This window comes from Rhodanobacter panaciterrae (assembly GCF_014651895.1).
Classification (GTDB): Bacteria; Pseudomonadota; Gammaproteobacteria; order Xanthomonadales; family Rhodanobacteraceae; genus Rhodanobacter; species Rhodanobacter panaciterrae.
The window spans coordinates 1,095,809-1,117,686 of record NZ_BMXT01000001.1 but is presented as its reverse complement, the minus strand read 5'-3'; the positions used below and the strand labels follow the sequence as shown (position 1 = coordinate 1,117,686).

General features: G+C 64.2%; 17 protein-coding genes. 10 read left to right on the top strand and 7 right to left on the bottom strand.

All coding sequences use genetic code 11. The annotated features are described in order from the left end of the window. On the bottom strand, positions 1-762 hold the full coding sequence (locus IE071_RS05250) for a YdcF family protein (protein ID WP_189440056.1): 762 nt from the start codon (positions 760-762) through the stop codon (positions 1-3). Positions 763-896: 134 nt separating this feature from the next. On the opposite strand from IE071_RS05250, the gene IE071_RS05245 reads away from it, so the two are divergent. Beyond that, entirely contained in the window at positions 897-2,330 is a 1,434-nt protein-coding gene (locus IE071_RS05245; RefSeq protein WP_189440055.1) for a phospholipase, read from the top strand. Between the two features lie 90 nt (positions 2,331-2,420). Then, positions 2,421-5,852, top strand: a complete 3,432-nt coding sequence (locus tag IE071_RS05240; protein WP_189440054.1) for a trifunctional glycoside hydrolase family 18/polysaccharide deacetylase/glycosyltransferase family 2 protein — start codon at positions 2,421-2,423, stop codon at positions 5,850-5,852. A gap of 16 nt (positions 5,853-5,868) precedes the next feature. Here IE071_RS05240 and IE071_RS05235 read toward each other — a convergent pair whose 3' ends face one another. Next, positions 5,869-6,753: an EamA family transporter gene (locus IE071_RS05235; protein ID WP_189440053.1), complete on the bottom strand. Its 885-nt coding sequence runs from the start codon at positions 6,751-6,753 to the stop codon at positions 5,869-5,871. Between the two features lie 476 nt (positions 6,754-7,229). Between IE071_RS05235 and IE071_RS05230 the strand changes: the two genes are divergently transcribed. After that, positions 7,230-9,971, top strand: a complete 2,742-nt coding sequence (locus IE071_RS05230) for an Ig-like domain-containing protein (protein WP_189440052.1) — start codon at positions 7,230-7,232, stop codon at positions 9,969-9,971. Between the two features lie 57 nt (positions 9,972-10,028). Here IE071_RS05230 and IE071_RS05225 read toward each other — a convergent pair whose 3' ends face one another. Next, the gene (locus tag IE071_RS05225; protein WP_189440051.1) at positions 10,029-10,502 is read right to left on the bottom strand and encodes a YehS family protein; all 474 of its coding nucleotides are present in this window, start codon (positions 10,500-10,502) and stop codon (positions 10,029-10,031) included. Positions 10,503-11,010: 508 nt separating this feature from the next. Here IE071_RS05225 and IE071_RS05220 point away from each other — a divergent pair. The 4 genes from IE071_RS05220 to IE071_RS05205 all read left to right on the top strand — a co-directional run bounded on the left by IE071_RS05220 (position 11,011) and on the right by IE071_RS05205 (position 15,126). Continuing rightward, positions 11,011-11,565 carry an RNA polymerase sigma factor gene (locus IE071_RS05220; RefSeq protein ID WP_189440050.1) on the top strand — a complete coding sequence of 185 codons (555 nt, stop codon included), beginning with the start codon at positions 11,011-11,013 and terminating at the stop codon, positions 11,563-11,565. Then, on the top strand, positions 11,562-12,653 hold the full coding sequence (locus IE071_RS05215) for a hypothetical protein (protein WP_189440049.1): 1,092 nt from the start codon (positions 11,562-11,564) through the stop codon (positions 12,651-12,653). Before IE071_RS05220 ends, IE071_RS05215 begins: the two co-directional genes overlap by 4 nt. Beyond that, complete coding sequence (locus tag IE071_RS05210) at positions 12,650-13,246, top strand: IMPACT family protein (protein WP_189440048.1); 597 nt, start codon at positions 12,650-12,652, stop codon at positions 13,244-13,246. Before IE071_RS05215 ends, IE071_RS05210 begins: the two co-directional genes overlap by 4 nt. 107 nt (positions 13,247-13,353) lie before the next feature. Continuing rightward, on the top strand, positions 13,354-15,126 hold the full coding sequence (locus IE071_RS05205) for an ABC transporter transmembrane domain-containing protein (RefSeq protein ID WP_189440047.1): 1,773 nt from the start codon (positions 13,354-13,356) through the stop codon (positions 15,124-15,126). A gap of 187 nt (positions 15,127-15,313) precedes the next feature. Here the strand turns inward: IE071_RS05205 and IE071_RS05200 are convergent, their stop codons facing one another. After that, positions 15,314-15,943, bottom strand: a complete 630-nt coding sequence (locus IE071_RS05200; protein WP_189440046.1) for a hypothetical protein — start codon at positions 15,941-15,943, stop codon at positions 15,314-15,316. A 176-nt stretch (positions 15,944-16,119) separates the two neighbouring features. On the opposite strand from IE071_RS05200, the gene IE071_RS05195 reads away from it, so the two are divergent. Both IE071_RS05195 and IE071_RS05190 read left to right on the top strand, forming a co-directional pair. Further along, entirely contained in the window at positions 16,120-16,482 is a 363-nt protein-coding gene (locus IE071_RS05195; RefSeq protein ID WP_189440045.1) for a winged helix-turn-helix domain-containing protein, read from the top strand. A 316-nt stretch (positions 16,483-16,798) separates the two neighbouring features. Next, entirely contained in the window at positions 16,799-17,308 is a 510-nt protein-coding gene (locus IE071_RS05190) for a PepSY domain-containing protein (RefSeq protein ID WP_189440044.1), read from the top strand. Between the two features lie 130 nt (positions 17,309-17,438). Here the strand turns inward: IE071_RS05190 and IE071_RS05185 are convergent, their stop codons facing one another. Beyond that, the gene (locus tag IE071_RS05185; RefSeq protein WP_189440043.1) at positions 17,439-18,644 is read right to left on the bottom strand and encodes a serine hydrolase domain-containing protein; all 1,206 of its coding nucleotides are present in this window, start codon (positions 18,642-18,644) and stop codon (positions 17,439-17,441) included. 169 nt (positions 18,645-18,813) lie between these two features. Here IE071_RS05185 and IE071_RS05180 point away from each other — a divergent pair, with 169 nt between their 5' ends. After that, positions 18,814-19,866 carry an SDR family oxidoreductase gene (locus IE071_RS05180; RefSeq protein ID WP_189440042.1) on the top strand — a complete coding sequence of 351 codons (1,053 nt, stop codon included), beginning with the start codon at positions 18,814-18,816 and terminating at the stop codon, positions 19,864-19,866. Positions 19,867-19,910: 44 nt separating this feature from the next. Here the strand turns inward: IE071_RS05180 and IE071_RS05175 are convergent, their stop codons facing one another. Beyond that, a complete protein-coding gene (locus tag IE071_RS05175) occupies positions 19,911-20,912 on the bottom strand; it encodes an NADP-dependent oxidoreductase (RefSeq protein WP_189440041.1) in 1,002 nt (333 codons plus the stop codon). Then, positions 20,909-21,874 carry an oxidoreductase gene (locus tag IE071_RS05170; protein ID WP_229792758.1) on the bottom strand — a complete coding sequence of 322 codons (966 nt, stop codon included), beginning with the start codon at positions 21,872-21,874 and terminating at the stop codon, positions 20,909-20,911. The genes IE071_RS05175 and IE071_RS05170 overlap by 4 nt, the downstream gene beginning before the upstream one ends. Positions 21,875-21,878: the final 4 nt, after the last annotated feature.

Here is a 21,878-nt window from a genome sequence, read left to right as displayed (position 1 = left end):
CTACAGCGCGCCGGCTCGCGTTGCCTGCACGTTCCAGCCCATCGCGTTGTAAAAACGGTAGCGTGCGATGCCTGCGTACTCGTGCAAGGCCAGGTCGACCACAGTGAAGTTGTATGACTGCGGCCACCAAGACCACACGCCGTTCACATAGTCGGCGCGCACCGGTGTGGCCTGGATGCCGAAGTGCGTGAAGTACAGCATGCCGCGGCGCAGGTGGAAGCCGGACGACACCAGCAGCACGCGGTCGGCGCCCCAGGACTTCAGCAGCGGACCACTGAACTGCGCGTTCTGCCAGGTATTCATGCTACGCGGCTCCACCAGCAGGTCAGCGGCATCGACACCGAGCCGCTGCAAGTCATCGGCATAGATCGCTGCCTCCGACTGGCCGAGCCCGCGCGCATCGCCGCCGCTTACCTCGACCTTGCACGCATTGCCGCTCTGCCGACAGGCACGGTACAGCACCGCAGTCTTGCTGATGCGTCCGTACGCGAACAGGCTCGCCTCCACCGGCCCGCCATTCGCAACGCGCACCGTGCCCGCACCCAGCAGCACGATCGCGTTGCGTTGTCCCCACGCGATCGGCGTGTCCACAGCGACATCCGATTGCAGCCGGGTCAGCAACCATGTCGGCAGCGGCCCGCAACCCGCTGCCAGCAACAGGATCACCGCCAGCGCCAGCAACGCACGACTGCAGCGACGCCACTTCAGCAAGGCCAGCACGATCGCCAGCACAATCAGGATGAGCAGTGCGTCCAGGGTCATGGGAACTCGGCATTAGTCGGCGGGAAGGCGCTGCGATTATGCCGGTGTGCGGTACACGCATGCGCAAGTAACCCTCATGGCAGGTGTGCCGCTGAGCGAGTTTGGTTAGGCTGGGTCATCGCAGGGAGTACGCCATGACCACCCTCGTGTTCGTCCACGGCTGGAGCGTCACCAATACCTCGACCTACGGTCAGTTGCCGTCGCAACTGCAGCAACAGGCTGCCGCCGCTGGCCTGTCGCTGACGCTGACCGACCTGTGGTTGTCCGAGTACGTCAGCTTCGACGACGCCGTGACCATGCCCGACCTGGTGCGTGCATTCGATCACGCGTTGCGCGACCTGCATCTGCTCGACGCCAGCTTCGCCTGCATCACCCACTCCACCGGCGGTCCGGTGGTGCGCGAATGGCTGCGCGCCCAGCGCGACAAGCCCGGCAGTATGAGCACGATCAAGCTCAGCCATCTGGTGATGCTGGCGCCGGCGAACTTCGGTTCGGCGCTGGCGCAACTCGGCAAGGGCGTGCTGGGCCGGCTCAAGTCGTGGTTCGATGGCGTGCAACCCGGCCAGCGCATTCTCGACTGGCTGGAGCTGGGCAGCGCCGAATCGCTCTCACTCAACCTCGATCACATCCATGGTGCCGATCCAACAGCAAGCGGCCGCTATCTGTTCGTGCTCGCCGGTGACCGCCCGGACCGCTCGCTCTACGACCACCTCAACAGCTACACCGGCGAGGACGGCTCCGATGGTGTGGTACGTATCGCCGCCGCCAATCTCAATGCGCGGCATGCCGTGCTGGCGATCCCGACCGGCGGTGCGGCGGATACGCTAACGCTCAACCAGCAGCAGGGCCCACGCTGCGCGTTCAAGCTGATCGCCGACGCCGCGCATTCGGGCAGTGCACACGGCATCCTGCAAAGCGCGGCAGTCACCACGATCGATGCGATCCTGCGCTGCCTGCAGGTGCGCAGCGCTGCCGACTACGGCAACCTGTGCAACGCCTTCGATAACGAGAATGCCCAGCGCGACGCCAACAAGGTCGAACTGGATCCAGCCGGCCTGTTCGCTCCGCGCGTGCACATCCACGATCCGCGCAGCCTGCTGATCGTGCGACTCACCGACGAGGCCGGCGAGCCGCTCGTCGGTGCCGGCTATCTGCTCACCGCCGGAGCACAGGCCAGTCCCGACCTGATGCCCGACGACTTCATGCTCGACCGCCAGGCCAACTCGAAAAGCCGTACGACGGTCGCGCTGTTCCTCAACTACGCCCTGCTCGCTGGCGATGGTCGCGTCGCCGATCCGGGCAATACCCGCAAGACGCTGCGCAACGCCGTTCCCAGCCATCGGCCCTACGGGGCCTGCATCCAGCCCGCCGACCTCAGCGGCCTGGTGCACCATGCGTTGGCGAAAAGCGCCGCCGGCGAAGACCTATTCAACATGCTCGGCCCGCACCAGACCACCGTGCTCGACGTGGTACTGCCACGCAATATCCATGAAGGCGTGTTCCGGCTGACCCAGAATCTGGCAGCAGAAGATTTCAGCAAGCCCGTGCCGGGTAACGTGATCGGCTGAGTCATCCCGTATCATCATGGTTTGCTTTTGCACGGCTAAGCGGCTCCGTGCTCACTGACAACCCTTCGCGCCTGCTGACCTGCCACTTGCATGCAAAAGAAACCGATCTTCTTCGACCCCACCGGCCGACGCGCCAGCCACGTCTCGCGGCTGGCCCTGCTTGCCGGCGTGGTCAGCACGCTGTTCGTGGTGGCCTGTGCGATCAGCCTGTTCGTCGGGCCGAGCGTGGGCGGCATCCTCCACCTTGGTGGGCAAGGCAAGGCGCGGCATGGACTGACCGGGGTGAAGGCGGCCGCGCCGGAGCTGCTGAAACCGGCCGCCAAGCTGGCCGCGGAAGTGCGCGCCCGGCAGAAGCTGCTGCACCCGCCGCGTACACATGCCAGCAAGGGCAACGCCGCACGCACGCCACCGCCGCTGTCACTGGACAAGCCGGCCGGCCGGCCGTTGGCGATCGGCTTCTACGTCAACTGGGACGACACCAGCTACCCGTCGCTGAAGCGTGCGCTGCCCACGCTGGACTGGGTGATCCCCACCTGGATGAGCGTGAGTGGCGCAGACATGGCGCTGCATACCAGCGTCGACGCCAAGGCGCTGAACCTGATCCGCACCCAGAAACCCGCCACGCCGATCCTGCCGTTGCTGCAGAACGCGGTGGACAGCAAGTGGGATGGCGCAGGCCTGGCGCGCATGCTGGCGACCCCCGCGCTGCGCCAGGCACGCATCGCGCAGATCGTCGTGTTCGTCGATGCCAACCATTTCCAGGGCGTGACGGTGGACTTCGAGGAAGTGCCCGAGAGCGCGCAGAAGAACCTCAAGGCCTTCCTCAACGAGCTCAATGATGCGTTCGACCCGCACGGCTGGGGCATCGTGCTGACCGTGCCGTTCGACGATGCCTCGTGGGATTACAAAGGCTACGCCGACATCGTCGACTTCGAACTGCTGATGGCCTACGACGAGCACTGGGCCGGCAAGGATCCAGGCAGCATCGCCAGCCAGGACTGGTTCGAGCGCACCCTCGACAAGCGCATGAAGGTGCTCGATCCGGATCAGACCATCGTGGCGATCGGCAGTTACGGCTATGACTGGGCCCATGGCCAGACCGCCGAGACGCTCACCTTCCAGGACGCGATGGATCGTGCCAGCGATGCGCAGGCCGACATCACGTTCGATCCCGACAAGCAGAATCCGCGCTTCTCCTACAGCGAGGACGACGGCACCACGCATCAGGCGTGGTTCCTCGACGCGGTCACTGCGTACAACCAGATCCACGCCGCCGACGAGTACCAGCCCTACGGCTATGCGCTATGGCGGCTGGGTTCGGAGGATCCGTCGATCTGGTCGGTGCTGGGCCGCAATTACGGCGCGCCGGCACCGGACCAGCTGCACACGATCGGTCAGGGCGAGGACATCGACTTCGAAGGCCCGGGCGAGGTGCTCGAGATCGCCGCCGAACCGAAGCCTGGCGCACGTACCGTCGAAGTGAACAAGACCGACGGCAGCATCGACGACGAGGACTACACGGCGCTGCCCACCTCCTACGTGATCCAGCGCGCCGGCACGCTGCCGCACAAGATCGCGCTGACCTTCGACGACGGCCCCGATCCGGAGTGGACGCCGCAGATCCTCGACATCCTCAAGGCCAAACATGTGCCAGCGACGTTCTTCATCATCGGCGCGAACGCCGAGATGTCGCCCAAGCTGGTGCAGCGCGAAGTCAACGAGGGCCACGACGTCGGCAACCACACCTTCACCCATCCCAATCTCGGCGACAGCCCGCCTGGCATTGTGGCCTTGGAGCTCAACGCCACCCAACGGCTGTTCGAGGCGCTCACCGGCCACTCGATGCGGCTGTTCCGTGCGCCCTACTTCGGCGACGCCGAACCGACCACCGCCGACGAACTGGTGCCGATCCAGATCGCGCAGAAGATGGGCTACCTCTCGGTCGGCCTGCACATCGATTCGGAGGACTGGCAGCGACCGGGCACCGACCAGATCGTCAACAACGTGCTGACCCAGATCGCCACCAAAAACCCGGATCGCAAGGGCCAGGTGGTGCTGCTGCATGACAGCGGCGGCGAGCGCTCGCAGACGGTGGCGGCGCTGCCGCGCATCATCGACGGGCTGCGTGCAAAGGGCTACGACTTCGTCACCGTGTCGACGCTGGCCGGGCTGACCCATGACCAGACCATGCCACCGCTGCCACCCGGATCGCTGTCGCGCTGGGCCGACCGCTCGGTGTTCCTCGCCCTGGGCGTGTTCGGCCATCTGATCCGCTGGCTGCTGACCGCAGCCATCACGCTGGGCATCGCACGCCTGCTTCTGCTCGGCGGGCTTGCCCTGTGGAACCGGGCGCGCGAGCGGCGGCGCACCTTGCCTGTGCTTGGCGACGATCCGCCGCTGGTCTCGGTGCTGATCCCTGCCTACAACGAGGAAAAGGTGATCGCCAGTTCGATCCGGCAGATCCTCAAGAGCCGCTACGCGAACCTCGAAGTGATCGTGGTCGATGACGGTTCGACTGATGCCACCTCGGCGGTGGTCAGCCAGCACTACGCACACGAACCGCGCGTACGGCTCATCACCATTCCGAACGGTGGCAAGGCGCACGCGGTCAACACCGCGCTGCACGAATCGAATGGTGCCGTGGTGGTGGCGCTGGATGCCGACACCCAGTTCGAGCCCGACACGATCCCGCGGCTGGTGCGCTGGTTCATCGACCCCAAGGTCGGCGCCGTCGCCGGCAACGCCAAGGTCGGCAACCGGGTCAACCTGATCACTCTGTGGCAGGCGCTGGAATACATCACCGCGCAGAACCTGGAACGCCGTGCGCTGGCCGCGCTGGGTGCGATCACCGTGGTGCCCGGTGCTGTCGGCGCCTGGCGGCGCGAAGTGCTGGAACAGCTCGGCGGCTTCCCCGCCGATACGCTGGCCGAGGACCAGGATCTCACCCTCGCCGTGCAGAAGGCCGGCTACCACACCTTGTTCGACAGCGAGGCGATCGCCTGGACCGAGGCGCCGGATACCGCCGGTGGACTCGCCCGTCAGCGCTTCCGCTGGTCCTACGGCACCCTGCAATGCCTGTGGAAACACCACGACGCGATCTTCCGCCCGCGCTATGGCGCACTCGGCATGGTCGCGCTGCCGCAGGTATGGCTGTTCCAGATCCTGTTCTCGGTGGTGTCGCCACTGGTCGACCTGGTGCTGGTCTGGCAGATCGTCTCCACCGGCCTCGACTACCTGCAGCACCGCGGCCAGTTCAACGACGAAAACCTGATCAGGATGCTGGTCTTCTACGCCGCCTTCATGGCGGTCGATCTCGGCGCCGCCGCACTCGCCTTCGCGATGGAGAAGAGGGAGAAGTGGAGCCTGATGTGGTGGCTGGTGCTGCAGCGCTTCGGCTATCGCCAGCTGATGTACTACGTGGTGGTGCGCTCGGTATGGACGGCCATCCGCGGACCGTCGGTGGGCTGGGGCAAGCAGGAGCGCAAGGCGACCGTGAACACCAGCGACGAGCTGAAGTCGTGAGCCATGTTCGCGGCTCTCAGTTCGCCAGCGGCTCGGTCAGCACGGGCTGACGCACGCTCAACGCGGTACCCGCTGCTGCCACGATGATCGTCACGATGGCCAGCCACTGCAGCAGGCTGAGCTGTTCACCCAGCAAGGCCACACCGGCTACTGCCGCGATGGCCGGCTCCACGCTCAACAAGGTGCTGAACGTGCGCGCCGGCAACCGGGTCAGCGCGACCATCTCCAGCGAATACGGCAGCGCCGAGCTGAGCACCGCCACACCCAGCGCATACGGCAACAGTGCCGGCGACAGCAGCGCGCTGCCGGCATGCACGACCCCGAACGGGATTGCCAGCAACGCACCGATCGAGGTGCCCAGCGTCACCGCATCGGCGCCGTAGGCGGCCCCGGCCTTCTGCCCCAGCACGATATACAACGCCCAACCCACACCGGCGGCCAGCGCGTACATCACGCCGACCGGGTCCAGTGCCTGCGCCTGCTCGCGCAACGGCAGCAACATGCCCAGGCCAACCACCACCAGTGCAACCCAGACGAAGTCGAGCAACCGACGCGAGCCGAACAGCGCCAGTGCCAGCGGCCCGGTGAATTCCAGTGCCACCGCGATGCCCAGCGGGATCGTGCGCAGCGACATGTAGAACACCATGTTCATCGCACCCATCGAGAGCCCGTAACCCCATAGTGCACGCCAGTCGCGCTGACCGCCCGAGCGGCGCCACGGCCGTCGCCACAACAGCAGGATCAGCGCGCTGAAACCCAGCCGATAAGCGGTAGCACCCAGAGCACCGACCTGCGGGAACAGGTGCTTGGCCAGCGACGCGCCACACTGGTACGAGACCATGCTGATCAACAGCATGCCGATCGCGAGCGCGAGCGGAGCAACGGTGGAACGTGATGACATGTGCACAGCCGCGGCGGGAGAACAGTCTGCTCATGATGCCCGCAGATCCGGACGAAACCCACCTCGCTGACCGTCTTGATGTCGTCATTGCTGACAGTGCGTGACAGCAATGTGCCCCACGACTCGCGGGTGATGCATAGATGCATGGACTTCCGCTGCCTGATCCACACTCGCAAGCAGACTCTTCAATGAGCGGATCAGCGCCTCTTTCTTTCAGCCAGATCCGCGCACCCGCATCGTCAGCTCCATCAGAAAATTCCGCAGCATCTGTTCACCGCACAAGCGGAATTCCCTGTGACCGAAGAGTCGGTCTCGACGCAGGGGCATTTGTCGCAGGCGACTCTCGATCATGTCATGACGTTTTTTGCGGACCAGATCAAATATCTGGCGCACAGACAACCATGTCTTTGTCATCTTGCGTTGAGATAAAGGGTCGGGGGGATCTTGCCTAACTTACTTGGATGGGGGTTATGTCGATGAATTGGAAAACCATGTTCGCAGGCAGCTTGTTGCTCGCCTGCGCAGTCGTTGCTGTGCCGGCACTCGCCGGCACGTTGCCTGATCACGAGGAATTCGACGCCGCGCTGCAGGTGCCGTTCCGCAGCACCGGGGTGCGCCCGGTGACGATGCATTTTTCTTATCCGGGGGCGACACCGGGAACGCCGGTGGCGTGGGAGGTCACCCTGCTCGGCCACGATGGCAGTGCGTTGCGCACATGGCAGGGACACAGCACGATTGGCACCGGCAGCACGCAGGCACAGGTGCTGTGGGACGGACTGGATCGCAACAGCAAGGCCGTGTCCGCCGGCTATGTGACGATACGGCTGCGTGCGATTGCGCTGGATAGCGCTACGGCCGCTCGCATCGGCACCGGCCAGCCCGACCAGGCGTTGACGCTGGCGCAACAGCAGGCACCGGAGCTGATCGAGGAACAGCGCTACGACGTGCAGGTCGGTAACGTCGCTGCACCTGTAATGCCGCACTTTCAGGCGCTGCACCAACACACCAGCACTTCCACCAGCACCTCCACGCTATCGCCAATGTCGGCGGTAAGCGCCGGCAGCCTGCCGTACACCATCTACTTCGGCAACCTGCACAGCCAGACCAACCACAGCGATGGCGGTGGCGTGCTGTCCACCTGCACGGGCGCACAGAATCCGCAGAGTGCACCGTACGGTCCGGCCGACGCCTACCAGTACGCCTCGAACGAAGGCCTGGACATCCTGATGACGTCCGAACACAACCACATGTACGACGGCTCGACCGGCACCAATACCTCGGCCAGTCCGACCACGGCGCACAACCTTTACCAATCCGGTCTGCAGGCGGCCAGCACGTTCAACGCCGCGCATACGAATTTCCTGGCGATCTACGGCATGGAATGGGGTGTCATCAGCAACGGCGGCCACCTCAATATCTTCAACTCACCCAGCTTGCTGGAATGGGAATACAACAGTTCCAATCAGCTGATCGGCGACGTGTTCACCGCCAAGAGCGACTATGGCTCGCTGTACACGCTGATGAAGACGAATGGCTGGGTGGGTCAGTTCAACCATCCCGCCAGCAGCGGCCAGTTCAACGCCGGTGGAGCGGATCTCGGCTACACCGCCGACGGCGACACGGTGATGGCGCTGGCCGAGGTGCTCAACAGCTCGGCGTTCTCGACCAACACCACCGAGACCGAAACCAGCCGCAGCAGCTACGAGCCAGCGTTCAACATCCTGCTCGAACGCGGTTACCACGTGGCGCCGAGTTCCGACCAGGACAATCACTGCGCCAACTGGGGTGCCAGCTACACCAACCGCACCGGTGTGCTGATCCCCAACGGTACCGCGCTCAGTCTGTCTGCGTTCCTGGACGCCGTGCGCGCCCGCCGCGTGTTCGCCACCGAGGACAAGACCGGCCAGATCGTGCTGACGGCAAACAGCCATGTGATGGGCGAACGCTTCAGCAACAGCGGCCCGCTGACGCTTACCGTCAACTACGCCAGCAGTGCCGGCCACACCGTGCAGCGCGTGCAGGTGTTTGAAGGTGTACCGGGCAGCAACGGCACGATCGCCACGACCTCGAGCACCGCCACCACCACCATCACGCCAGCCAACGGCGACCACTTCTACTACGCCAAGATCACCCAGGAGGATGGCAAGCAGTTGTGGTCCGCGCCGGTCTGGGTCACACAGGGTGCGGGCGGTGGCGACACCACGCCACCGACGGTGAGTGCGTCGGAGAGCGGCAGCTCCGGCACCATCACGCTGTCGGCCAGCGCCAGCGACAACGTGGGCGTGACCAAGGTGGAGTTCTATGTCGATAACGTGCTGAAGGCCACCTCGACCAGCTCGCCCTACCAGGCATCCATCGACTCCACCACACTGAGCAATGCCACGCACAGTCTGGTGGCCAAGGCCTATGACGCGGCAGGCAACGTGGGCACCAGCAGTGCGGTGAGCTTCAGCGTGTCCAACAGCACGGGCGGCGATACCACGCCGCCGACGGTGAGCGCGACGGAGAGCGGCAGCTCGGGCACGATCACGCTGTCGGCCAGCGCCAGCGACAATGTGGGTGTTACCAAGGTCGAGTTCTACGTCGACAGCGCGCTGAAGGCGACATCCACCGCTTCGCCCTATCAGGCCACGCTGAACTCCACCACGCTGAGCAACGGTACGCATAGTCTGGTGGCCAAGGCTTATGACGCGGCCGGCAACGTCGGCACCAGCAGCACGGTCAGCTTCAGCATCTCCAACAGCGGCGGCACCGCCACCGAGCTGGTGAAGAACAACGGCTTCGAAAGCGGCACCACGCCGTGGACGCAGACCAGTGGCGTGATCAACAACACCAGCAGCGAAGCGGCGCATACCGGCAGCTACAAAGCGTGGCTGGATGGCTACGGCAGTGCGCATACGGATTACGTGCGCCAGTCCATTACCATCCCGGCCACGGCGACCAAGGCCACGCTGGATTTCTTCATGCACATCGACACCGCCGAGACCACGACCAGCACGGCCTATGACACGCTCAGCGTGCAGGTGATCACCTCCGCCGGCAAGTACGTGACGCTGGCGACCTGGTCCAACCTCAACGCAGCCAGTGGCTACGTCGAGCACACCGTGGATCTGTCGGCCTATATTGGCCAGACCATCCAGATCAACTTCTACGGTGTGGAAGACAGCTCCAGCCAGACCTCGTTCGTGATCGACGATGTCAGCGTGAAATCGCAGTAAGCGGGTTGGGGCGGGAGTTCCGCGAGGAGTTCCCGCCCTCCCCTCGCCGGAGATTGCTCAGGCGTTGCCGCGTACTCGCATCGTCAGACCCTTCAGAAAATTCCGCAGCAACTGATCGCCGCACAACTTGAAATTCTTGTGGTCGGCCTGGCGAAACAGCGCACTGAGTTCGGGCTTGGAGACCGGGAAGCCGGCGCTTTCGAGGATCTGATGCATGTCGACGTCCTTCAGTTCGAACGCGACGCGCAGCTTCTTCAGCACCACGTTGTTGGTGACGCGCTTCTCCACCGGGCGCGACGGCAGGCTTTCGTCCTTGCCGCGGCGGTAAAACACCAGGCCATCGAGGAAATGCGCCAGCGCGGCGTTGCTGCATTCGACGTAGCCCGGTTCCTCGTCCTTCTTCAGGAACGCCTGCACGTCCTCCTTCGCGATCGGGAAATTCGCATCGGCCAGATGGGTGATCTCCACCACCTTGCCGTCGCTGAGGTCGAGCATGTAGCGGATGGCGCGCAGTACGTCGTTGTTGATCATGTCGTTCCGATGGATCTCGCTGAGGGCGCCATGTTACCGCGCGACGATTAACCCCGTTCGCCGCCGGCCCGCGTTTCATCTTTCACGATCCGGTGGAGACCGCCTCCGTATGAGAGCCGCCCCATGAACGTGAAAGCCCTGCCGCATGCCTTGCTGGTGACTTTAGGCGATGAGTTGGCCGCATGCGGTCATGCCGACAGCGACACCACGGCGCGTTGAGGTTTCCGGCCCCGCTGTACGGACCGCGGCTGTGACTGCAGGCAGGATCCCCACTGCAATCCTCCCCCGCCGCTTCCGCACAGCGGGGCCGGAACATGCAAGAGCACCCCTCCCCAACCCTCCCCTGCGCGCAGGGGAGGGAGCCAAGCTCGAAAGCAGTGCTGCTCCCCCTGTCTGCAGAGCCTGTCCCGGACTTGATCCGGGAGGGAGGATGGGAGGGGGTAACGCTTTTCGGCGGAAGTGCGCCAACCTACCCTCTGGCAGCCGATTTGGCTTACGCTCGCTCCCCATGGATGCCGTGGTCGATCCCGATGCGATGCTGATGCTTGCCTATGCGCGCGGCGACCTCGCGGCGTTCGAGGCGCTCTATGCGCGCCATCGCGGCATGCTGTATCGATTCCTGTTGCGCAGCTTGCGCGATCCGCACCGCACCGACGAGTTGTTCCAGGAAACCTGGAGCCGGGTGATCAGCGCGCGTGCGCGCTATCAGCCGCAGGCGAAGTTCAGTACCTGGCTGCTGCAGATCGCGCACAATCTGATGATCGACAGCGCGCGTCGCCAGCGACCGATGGCCGGTGGCGATGAAGCTGAAGTGGCGCTGGCTAACGTGGCCACACCGGAACAGGAACAACCCGATCACGCCTTGTCCGAGTTCGAACGTCGCCGCGGTCTGCAGCGTGCGATCGAACAGCTGCCGGACGAACAACGCACCGCCGTGCTGCTGCGGCTGGAGCAAGAACTCAGTCTGGAGGAGATTGCCACGGTGACCGGCGCCGGCCGCGAGACGGTGAAATCGCGCCTGCGCTATGCCATGACCCGCTTACGCGAAGTGCTGTCCGAATGACTACTCAACTGCCACCGCAAAGCCCACCAGAGCCCGACGAAAAGCTGCCCGGCGAAACCGAGCTGGCCGCACTGTATCGGCAGTTGCCGCAAAGCGAGCCGAGCCCGGCACTGGATGCCGCCGTGCTGCGCACCGCAGCGCAGGCGCTGGCGCCCGATGAAGAAAGCCCCACGGTTCTGCGCGAGCGCAGGAAGGCCGAACGCGAACGTGGCGACTGGGTGCACCCGAAACCCGTCACATCGCCGCCGGTTGCGTCACCGTCTGCGGACGGCAGCAGGAGAAGGCCACGCTGGCCGATCGCGCTAAGCAGTGCAGCCACCCTGGTGCTCGCTGCCGGGCTCGTCTGGCACATGCGCGAATTGCCTCCGACTACATCGACACCCACGGCGATGGACAGCGCCGCACCGGCGCAAGCCAAGGCAGCTGCATCTGCAACACCACCTGCCGCAGCGATGCAGCCGGCGGAACCCGCACCGCCCACGCCACCGGAGCCAGCCAAACAGCCGCCATCGGAAATGCTGGCCGCGCCATTGCGCACGCCAGCAACCAATGCATTGCGCCAGGCCGCGCCTGAGCAGCTTGCAGAACGCGCCTCCAGCAAAGCCAAGGTGATCGGCGGCCTGAGCCAGTACGCCCCGGCCGCCGTGGCTGCGCCCGCTGCACCTCCCGTGGCGCTGCAGGAAACAGCCAGTAGCTCGGCCGCGGACAAGCCCGCAGTAGCCGAAGCTGCACCGGAAATGCCCGCGACGATGGCAGCCGCGCCGGCGCCAGCCGCTCCGCCTGCAGATCAAACCACAGTGCCGCAAGTCGCCGGCGATTCTGCCGCGAATACCGCGAACGAAGCCGCACCCGTTTCGCACCGGGTGCAGACGAGGATGCCGGTGGCACCGACACCATTCACGCCCGTTGCCAATATGGACACCACCTCCTACCCCAGCGATACGCCAGCGCAGGAACTGGACAAGATCCGCCAGTTGTTCGCGCTAGGCCATGATGACGAAGCGCAGCAGCGCCTGACTGCCTACCACCTCGCGCACCCGCGGTGGGATCTTCCGCTGGATCTCCAGGCACGACTGCGCAAGCCATGAGCGGAGCGTTGTTCACGCTGGCCCAGCCGTGCCGTCATCAGGAAGAGATCAAGAAGAGCCGTTTTCTCGCACTGGCCGCACCGGTGAATTCGCCCGAGCAGGCGCTGGCGTTCGTGCGTGATGTGAGCGAGCCCGCCGCCACACACAATTGCTGGGCCTACCGCATCGGCCAGGACTACCGCTTCAACGACGATGGCGAACCCGGCGGCACCGCCGGGCGACCGATTCTGCAGGCGATCGAGGGGCAGGAAATGGATCGTGTCGCCGTGGTGGTGACGCGCTGGTACGGTGGCATCAAGCTCGGCGCCGGCGGCTTGGTGCGCGCCTACGGCGGCACCGCCGCCGAATGCCTGCGCCGCGCCGAACGCGTGCCGATCGTGGCGATGACGCGGCTCGGCGTACGTTGCGATTTCGCCGAACTGGCCCTGCTCAAGGCGCGTCTGAAGGACTTGCAGGCCGAGGTCGAACAGGAAGTGTTCGGCACCGATGGCGTGGATCTGCAACTGCGCGTGCCGGACAGCCTCGTGGCCGAAGCTCAGCTACGAATCAGCGACATCAGCCGCGGACGCAGCGCCGCGAAACGCCTGGATTGAGTCTGCCGATCTGCCGCAAGGATTGAATCGGCCACCGCACGCCCCACCTTGAATGGCATTGCCCGCGCGCGGGCCCGTGCCACCTGCGACCCACCCTGCGAGAGCCCATGAGCGACGCCACCAGCGACACGACCCGCCCCATCCGCCGTATCGGCGCGTTGCGCGAACTCTGGCCCTTCCTGAAACCGCATCGTGCGCTGGCGATCGGCTGGCTGATTTTCCTAGCCATGTCGTCCGGCGCCTCGTTGGTGTTGCCAATGGCGTTCCGCCACATCATCGACCAGGGCTTCGGCCATTCCAGCCAGGCGGTGATCAACCAGACCTTCATCGCGCTGTTCGGCGTGGCGCTGGTGCTCGCGTTCGCCACCGCCGCACGCTACTTCTGCATCACCTTGCTGAGCGAGCGTGCGCTCGCCTCGCTGCGCCAGACGCTCTACTCGCAGGTGATCCGGCTCGACGTCGGCTTCTTCGAGAAGAGTCGCGTGGGCGAACTGCTGTCGCGTCTCAGTGCCGATACCGAAGTGGTGCAGGCGCTGATCGGCTCCGGCGTCTCGGTCGCGCTGCGCAGTGCGGTGATGCTGATCGGCGCGGCAGTGGCGATGGTATGGACCGCACCGTCGCTGGCCGGTCTCACCGCGCTGGTGATTCCAGCGGTGATGCTGCCGATCCTGGTGTTCGGTCGTCGCGTACAGAAGCTGTCGCGCGCCAGCCAAGATCGCCTGGCCGATGCCGCGGCGATTGCCAACGAGACGCTCAACGCGTCCACCGCGGTCAAGGCGTATGCGCGCGAGGACATCGAGAGCACCCGCTACGGCAGCGCGATCATGCGCGCGCTGGCCACCGCGCGCCGGCGCATCGGCATGCGCTCGCTGCTGACCATGGCGGTGATCGTGCTGGTGTTCGGCGCGATCACGCTGGTGCTGTGGGCTGGTGCCCGTCACGTATTGGCCGGCACGCTGGATGCCGGCGTGCTGGGCCAGTTCGTGCTGTACGCGGTGTTCGCCGCTGGCTCGGTGGCCGGCCTGTCCGAAGTATGGGGCGACGTGCTGCGCGCCGCGGGCGCGATGGAGCGTATCGGTGAACTGCTGGCCGAACGCGCGGAGATCACCGATCCAGCCCAGCCGACAGCCTTGCCGCGTCCCATGCACGGCGCATTGTGTTTCGACGACGTGACCTTCCACTATCCGACGCGTCCCGATACCGCGGCCCTGCTCGACTTCACACTGGACATCCAGCCCGGCGAAACCGTCGCTCTGGTCGGCCCGTCGGGCGCCGGCAAGAGCACGGTGTTTGCGATGCTGCTGCGCTTCTACGATCCACAGAGCGGCCGCATCACCATCGACGGCATCGACCTGCGCGCGACGACCCTGGCCGACCTGCGCGGCGCGATCGCGCTGGTGCCACAGGAAACCGTGATCTTCGCTGGCAGCGCCGCCGACAACATCCGCTTCGGCCGGCAAGACGCCAGCGACGAGGAAGTGCGCGAAGCCGCCCGCGCCGCCGAAGCGCACGACTTCATCAGCGCACTGAACGACGGCTACGATGCGGAACTCGGCGAACGTGGCGTGCGCCTGTCCGGCGGCCAGCGCCAGCGCATCGCGATCGCCCGCGCGATCCTGCGCGACGCACCACTGCTGTTGCTCGACGAAGCCACCTCATCACTCGATGCGCAGTCCGAAGCCGCGATCCAGCAAGCGCTGGAACGGCTGGAAAAAGGTCGCACCACCCTGGTCATTGCCCACCGCCTTGCCACCGTGCAGCGTGCCGATCGCATCGTGGTGATGGACGGCGGCCGCATCGTGGCGCAAGGCACGCACGAGAGCCTGCTGGCCGAAGGCGGCCTGTATGCGGAGCTGGCGCGGTTGCAGTTCGTGGCCTGAGGGGACGACAAACTGATTGCCGACATGGCCGGGGCGGTGCCTGGTGCACCGCGATCCCTTTTCGCGATGGAGGGCGACGGGCTCGTCCATTCTCACTATCGGGCGAGGACGGCGATATCCATTCGCCGTCCTCGCCACCGTCCCTGCCACTAGACCGAACCGATCCTGCGGATAGATAGCCGCGCACTCAGTTCGTGTCAGGTGTCAGGCGCTTCGCCGCGACGGTACCAGCGACATATTGCGTCACCGTCGTGCCGTCCTGCGCAAACTGGGTGATCGAGAAGGTGCCCGAGTAGGTGTTGCCGCCGCGATCCAGTTGAATCTGTTCGCGGATACTGGCCGGCCCGAGGAAGACCGTCCCGGTGGCGTCCCAGCCCAGTGCGTAGTGATTGAGCTTGTAGCCATAGACACTGGTGTGACGGTAAACCCCCATGCAGAAGTTGCTGGTCGGCGGCGGCTTTCCGGAATTCATGATTTCGGTGCCGTCGGCATGCCAAGTCACGAAGCCCGCATCCACTGGTGCGCCGTTCTTCGCCGTGAACGTGAATTGCCACAAGCCGGTGATTGGCTCGAGCAGCTGCAGCGGGTTCACGGCACTTGCCACAGCACTATTGGCGGCCGGCGAGGCACCGCTGGCCGCCGAGGCCTCCACTACCGCCGCTTCCACGCTGTTCGACAAGGTGTGTGGCAACGACCAATGGAGCGAGCTCGGCACGTTGTAGCCGGAGATGCTGCAGGCATCCGCCTTGGTGGAAAGCCCGGTGGCGGACACTCCCAACGCAGCGATGACGATAGCTGTTTGCAGACGGGTATTCATGACAAATCTCCTTTTGGGATGGATGACCCGTCGCTGGCTTTCCCTGCCCTGCAGCGGCTCGCTGTGGAGAATGCTATTCAGCGAACCAGGAATCATGAGGGCGCGATAGGGAAATGATGAGAAGTCGCGCCAAAACCGCTTGAGCTGACGATACTGATCGGTGTGATAATCCGGGAATGGGGACCGGCAAACCTTCAGGACATGCGGCGCCCGCCGGCGTGTTCTCCTTCGCCGACGTGCAGGTGGATGCCGGTGCGCATCGTTTGACCCGCGCAGGGACGGAAGTCGGTCTCGAGCCCAAGGCGTTCGCCGTGCTACTCGAACTTCTGGCCCATCCGGACCAGATGCTCAGCCGCGACCAACTGCTCGATGCGGTCTGGGGCCATGCCCATGTCACCCAGGCAACGCTCAATCGCCTCGTCGTCCAGTTACGCCGCGCGTTACGAGTACCCCGCCAAAGCACACCGCTGACTGACCGGCATGATGTCGATCTCGGGCCAGCGCACAGCCCTGCGCTGCCATCACTCAATGCGAACTGATCTGATAGCCAGGCGCCCTTGCCAGGTTCACGGTGCTGACCACGCCGGGGTTGCCCTCGTCCGAACGTGGGAGAAATGGGAGGGTTGAGCCATCTCCCGGTCGAGGGACAGATCGAACGCCGTTTCGACATACCTGAACCCCGCCTCTGCTTTCACCCGAAAGTCACGCGCACTTTCACGCCGTCGTCCTGAACGCGATGGTCCCATGCTGACTGCAGGAGTCGGCGCTGAGTGTCATCCGCAGACCCCTGCTTCGGAACGACGCCTGCGCAAGCTGGCCATACCGTTTCGTTTCAGCCACCAAGGAGTTCCCCCCATGATCAAGCGCATGCTTCCTCTGTTGATTGGACTGTCGGTTTGCGGCGCCGCCCTCGCGCAGAACATGCCTGCCACGGCCCCGCCGGGGACCATTACCACGCACAGCAGCACCACAGTGACCACCACGTCGTGGCCGGTCCAGCCGCCCCAGGACGGTTCGACCGAGGATGCGGTCAAGACCGCGATCGCCAACGCCGGCTACAAGGAAGTGAAGGGCCTGAAATTCAAGGATGGCGTGTGGCGAAGCAAGGCCCGTGGTGGCAACAAGCAGTGGGTCGAGCTCGCGGTCGGGCCGGTCAACGGCAAGGTGTATCCAGCCGATGCACCGTCCAAACTCAACAAGGACGAGATCAGCGCCAAACTGGCGACGGCCGGTTACCAGAACGTCAAGGACGTGAAGTTCGACGACGGTCTTTGGGCTGCTGAGGCCAAGACTTCGCATGGCGACACCGTCGATCTGCTGGTCGATCCGGACGATGGCAGTGTGGTGGCCAAGTCGCGCGATTGATTCGTTGCGTCTTTGACGGTCATGGAAGCCCGGCGCGTTGATCGCGCCGGGCTTCTTCGTTTGATGGGAAAAACTCGCGCACCAGGCATGCGTGGCTTCCGGTCACGCTGCTTTTGGCACGCAACGTCCTTCAATGCGTCGACGGCGCCCGCTCAGCATCCACCGCACGCTTGACCGCCGCCACGAACGCCCACCGCGCGGCAACCAGTTCGTCGGACGTCGCATGCGGCCACGCACCCACCTGGGCGATCACCAGCTGGCGCGAGGGATCGACGTAGACCATCTGGCCGAAGATGCCGATCGCGGCATAGCTGCCATCCTTGTCCGTCCACCACAGATAGCCGTAGCCGCGGCCCGGATCGTCGACGTTTTCCTGATGGCGAATCGCACCCTCAAGCCACGCCTTGGCGACCACTGGCTTGCCCGCGATGCGACCACCGTCGAGCATGAATTGCCCCAGCCGCGCGTAGTCGCCCAGGGTCGCCGACAGGCCGCTGCCGCCGGTGTCTGTGCCATCGCATTCGTCCTTGATCCAGTACGCATCGGCGGCCATGCCGTAGGGCTGCCAGATCGTCTGCGACAGATAGGCGGCCAGCGAACGGTGCGTGGCACGCTGCACCAGGATGCCGAGCAGATCGGTTTCCGCGGTGTTGTAGTTCCAGTGCGTGCCGGCCTGCCATTGCCGCGGCTGTTTCTTCAGGTACGACAGCACATGCGCCTGACCGTCGACGCAGGCATGCAGATACATTTGCGCCACATCCGACTTGGCGTCCGCATAGTCCTCGTTCCAGTGCACGCCGGACGTCATCGTCAACAACTGCTGCACCGTGACCTTGGCGTAGGCGCTGTCGCGCAACTCCGGGATGTAGGTACCCAGCGTGTCGTCCATGCTGTGGATGTCACCCCGCTGCAAGGCAACTCCCAGCAAGACGGAAGTGACCGACTTCGCCACCGAGAACGACTCCCAGTGCTGCTCCGGTGCGAAGCCCAGCGCATAACGCTGCAAGCGGACACGCCCGCCTTGCAGCACCATCACGCCGGCAAGGTGATGCTGATCCATATAGCTGGCCAACAACCCCGACGTGCCCTTCCCGTCCAGTACCAGCGGCTTGCCCTGCGGCAGCGCGCGCACATGCGCACCGTGTGCGGCGTGGTCGCTGGGAAACAGCTTGTACATCTGCCGGAATTGCGCCTCGCGCTGTGCCTGCGGCCAGAACAGCACAGCTTCACGTTGCTCACCGATGGTCGGAGCGTGCTGCTCGTCGGCGGCCAACGGCAGCGAGAGGGTCAGGCAAAGTGCGGCGGTGAACAGGCGGATGTATATCTTTGAAGACATGTGGGTGCCTGGCCGAAGGAATGCGGGACCACTATGGTATCGGTCCGGCGTCATGGAGGACGCAATCTGGCTCGCCAAGGTGCAATCTGTCCCTGGGTCGGAAGACGTCTACTATGACGGACTGACGTCACCCCTTTTGTTTTTCACGCATCCAACCACAGGAATCACCATGAGCACCGTTCTGGTAACCGGCGGATCAGGCTTCATCGGCAGCCAGGCCATCCTGCAGCTGCTGGCTGCGGGCCACCTGGTACGTACCACGGTGCGCAGCCTGAAGCGCGAAGACGACGTGCGCGCGATGCTGAAGCAAGGTGGCGCCGAATCGACCGAGCGGCTCTCGTTCGTGGTCGCCGATCTCGAGAGCGACGAAGGTTGGCCGCAAGCCGTTGCTGGCTGCGAATACGTGCTGCACATCGCGTCACCGTTTCCTCCCACCCTGCCCAAACACGAGGATGAATTGATCGTGCCAGCACGCGAAGGTGCGCTGCGGGTCCTGCGCGCCGCGCGCGATGCCTACGTCAAGCGCGTGGTGCTGACCTCCTCGTTCGCGGCGATCGGTTATGGGCAGGACGTGCAGCAGACGCCGTTCAACGAAAGCAACTGGACCGATCCCGCCGGCGAAGACGTGCAGCCCTACGCGAAATCGAAGACCCTGGCTGAGCGCGCAGCCTGGGATTTCATCGCCAACGAAGGCGGCAGCCTCGAGCTTGCCGTGGTCAATCCGGTCGGCGTGTTCGGCCCGGTGCTCGGACCGGATTATTCGACCTCGATCCTGCTGGTGCAGCGACTGATGGATGGCGCTATGCCCGGCTGCCCGCAGCTCAGCTTCGGTGCCGTCGATGTGCGTGACGTCGCCGACCTGCACATTCGCGCCATGACCGATCCCGCTGCGAAGGGCGAGCGATTCCTCGCCGTCGCTGGCGATTTCCTCTCGATCCGCGACATCGCCATGATCTTGAAGAACCGCATGGGCGCATCGGCCAGACGGGTGCCGACGCGGCAATTGCCGAACTGGCTGGTACGCCTCGCCGCGCTGCGCGACCCGGCGGTCAAACAGATCCTTCCCGAACTCGGCAAGCCGAAGAACGCCACCAGCGAAAAAGCCCAACGCGTGCTCGGCTGGGCCCCGCGTTCGAGCGAAGAGGCGATCGTCGCCACCGCTGAAAGCCTGCTGCAGCTCGGACTTCTGAAGGAGAGCCGTGCTGGATCGGAGGATCGCTGACGGGGTCGGATCCACTTCGGAGATCCCGCGCGCGGACACCGGACTCACTTGATCTTGATGACGACTTTGCCCCTCGCGCGGCCTGCTTCAATGTACCTCAGGGCTTCGTTGGCTGACTCGAATGGAAAGACGCGATCAATCACCGGGCGGATGGCCCCTGCCTCGATGAGTCGGGCGATCTCGCGCAGCTGATGTCCATCAGCCCGCATGAAGAGGAACGAATACTTCAGATCGCGTCGGACCGCCCTTTTCATGACTCCGGCACTCAGTAGCCGGACAATGAGCCTCACAAACCACGGCGCTCCGCTTGCTTTGGCGAATTCGGGATCAGGCGGCCCGGAAATCGAGACGAGCGTCCCGCCTGGCTTCAGCACGCGCAGGGATTTCTCCAGCGCCGCCGCATCCTGGCTATTCAGAACTACATCGTAGTTCTGCAGCACTTTCTCGAAATCGTCTTTCTTGTAGTCGATGACGATGTCTGCCCCGAGGCTCTTCACCAAGTCAGTGTTGGCGCTGCTCGTGGTGGTGGCTACCGTGGCCCCGATATGTTTGGCCAACTGAATGGCCAAGGTGCCGACGCCGCCCGATCCTGCCTGGATGAAGATCTTCTGCCCCTTCTTCAGGTTGGCTTTTTCAACCAGGGCCTGCCACACCGTCAAGCCGACCAGCGGGATCGATGCCGCTTCTTCCATGGTGAGGTTCTTGGGCTTGGGCGCGACATCGTTTTCATTCACGGCAATGAATTGCGCAAACGTACCGATGCGGTGATCCGGTGGCCGCGAATAGACTTCGTCGCCCACTTTGAATTGCCGGACTCGCGATCCAACTTGAGTTACGACACCGGCCACGTCATGGCCCAGCACAAGCGGCATGCGGTACGGCAGGATCAGCTTGAACTCGCCGCTTTTGATTTTGGAATCCAGCAGGTTCAGGCCTGCGGCGTGAACCTCGATCAGCACATCGTCATCCCGAAGCTCGGGCTCTGGCATTTCGCTAAGCCGCATCGGATCCTTCTTGCTGTACTGGTCGATGATGAAGGCTTTCATGATGTTTCTCCTGCCGGCACAGCATCGAGTCGCAGATCTCGTCGAATCCCGGCGTCCACCAGGCCAGCCGGCGCAAATCTGCGGAGGAATTGCAGGCCGCGTGCACGCCCACCGGCTGTGTATCGCAGCTTCGGGCTGGTCGCGAGCGCGGCTCGCAGCACGGCGTCGGCTACAACACCAGGCTTGTCTCCAGCCTCGACGAGCTCTTTCATTTTTTTCACCATGGCCGCACGGATCTCGCGGTATTCCTCGAGCTGCGAGTCGGGCTCCAGTGCGTTCGCGTCGAACTGCGTGCTTGTGTTTGCCGGCTCGATGACCGAGACCCGAATGCCTCTCGTGCGCAGCTCGTGGTCGAGGGACTCCGAATAGCCTTCTAGCGCGTGTTTGGTTGCGACGTAAAGGGCCATATAGGGCATAGGCAAGAAACCAAATATGGAGCCAATGTTGATGATGCGGCCAGTGCCTTGGCGTCGCATATGGGGGACGACCGTACGGGTCATCCGGACCATTCCGAAGAAGTTCGTATCGAAGATCGCCCGGGCCTGCTCAAGAGAACTTTCTTCCGCTCCAGCGGGTGCAACGCCGAAACCCGCGTTGTTCACGAGCAAGTCGATGCGGCCTTCCCGTCGGATCACTTCCCCGACCGCAGCGTCGACCGACTCGTCACTGGTCACGTCAAGTGACAACATCGCAAAGGGTTGCTGGTTTGCTTGCGCTGCACGCCTGCTGGTGCCGTAGACCGTGTAGCCCGCGAGGGTGAGTCGCTCTGCCGTAGCCTTTCCGATGCCTGAGGAGGCTCCCGTGACGAGCGCGATGGATTTCCTGGGTTTCATGTACATGCCTTTCAGTGAATGGTCACGAATTCGGTTGCGGTGATGGCGATGCAGAGGCTGTTGGATCTGGGCGGCAGTGGCGCTCGTCTTGCGAATGATATGATGAATATCATATTCAAGGTCGAGCAAACAC

Coding starts and splice junctions, on each gene's coding strand:
- IE071_RS05185 (WP_189440043.1), bottom strand. CDS start 18,644: ATGTCTTCAAAGATATACATCCGCCTGTTCACCGCCGCACTTTGCCTG.
- IE071_RS05235 (WP_189440053.1), bottom strand. CDS start 6,753: ATGTCATCACGTTCCACCGTTGCTCCGCTCGCGCTCGCGATCGGCATG.
- IE071_RS05190 (WP_189440044.1), top strand. CDS start 16,799: ATGATCAAGCGCATGCTTCCTCTGTTGATTGGACTGTCGGTTTGCGGC.
- IE071_RS05240 (WP_189440054.1), top strand. CDS start 2,421: ATGCAAAAGAAACCGATCTTCTTCGACCCCACCGGCCGACGCGCCAGC.
- IE071_RS05245 (WP_189440055.1), top strand. CDS start 897: ATGACCACCCTCGTGTTCGTCCACGGCTGGAGCGTCACCAATACCTCG.
- IE071_RS05200 (WP_189440046.1), bottom strand. CDS start 15,943: ATGAATACCCGTCTGCAAACAGCTATCGTCATCGCTGCGTTGGGAGTG.
- IE071_RS05210 (WP_189440048.1), top strand. CDS start 12,650: ATGAGCGGAGCGTTGTTCACGCTGGCCCAGCCGTGCCGTCATCAGGAA.
- IE071_RS05215 (WP_189440049.1), top strand. CDS start 11,562: ATGACTACTCAACTGCCACCGCAAAGCCCACCAGAGCCCGACGAAAAG.
- IE071_RS05225 (WP_189440051.1), bottom strand. CDS start 10,502: ATGATCAACAACGACGTACTGCGCGCCATCCGCTACATGCTCGACCTC.
- IE071_RS05175 (WP_189440041.1), bottom strand. CDS start 20,912: ATGAAAGCCTTCATCATCGACCAGTACAGCAAGAAGGATCCGATGCGG.
- IE071_RS05180 (WP_189440042.1), top strand. CDS start 18,814: ATGAGCACCGTTCTGGTAACCGGCGGATCAGGCTTCATCGGCAGCCAG.
- IE071_RS05230 (WP_189440052.1), top strand. CDS start 7,230: ATGAATTGGAAAACCATGTTCGCAGGCAGCTTGTTGCTCGCCTGCGCA.
- IE071_RS05205 (WP_189440047.1), top strand. CDS start 13,354: ATGAGCGACGCCACCAGCGACACGACCCGCCCCATCCGCCGTATCGGC.
- IE071_RS05195 (WP_189440045.1), top strand. CDS start 16,120: ATGGGGACCGGCAAACCTTCAGGACATGCGGCGCCCGCCGGCGTGTTC.
- IE071_RS05220 (WP_189440050.1), top strand. CDS start 11,011: ATGGATGCCGTGGTCGATCCCGATGCGATGCTGATGCTTGCCTATGCG.
- IE071_RS05250 (WP_189440056.1), bottom strand. CDS start 762: ATGACCCTGGACGCACTGCTCATCCTGATTGTGCTGGCGATCGTGCTG.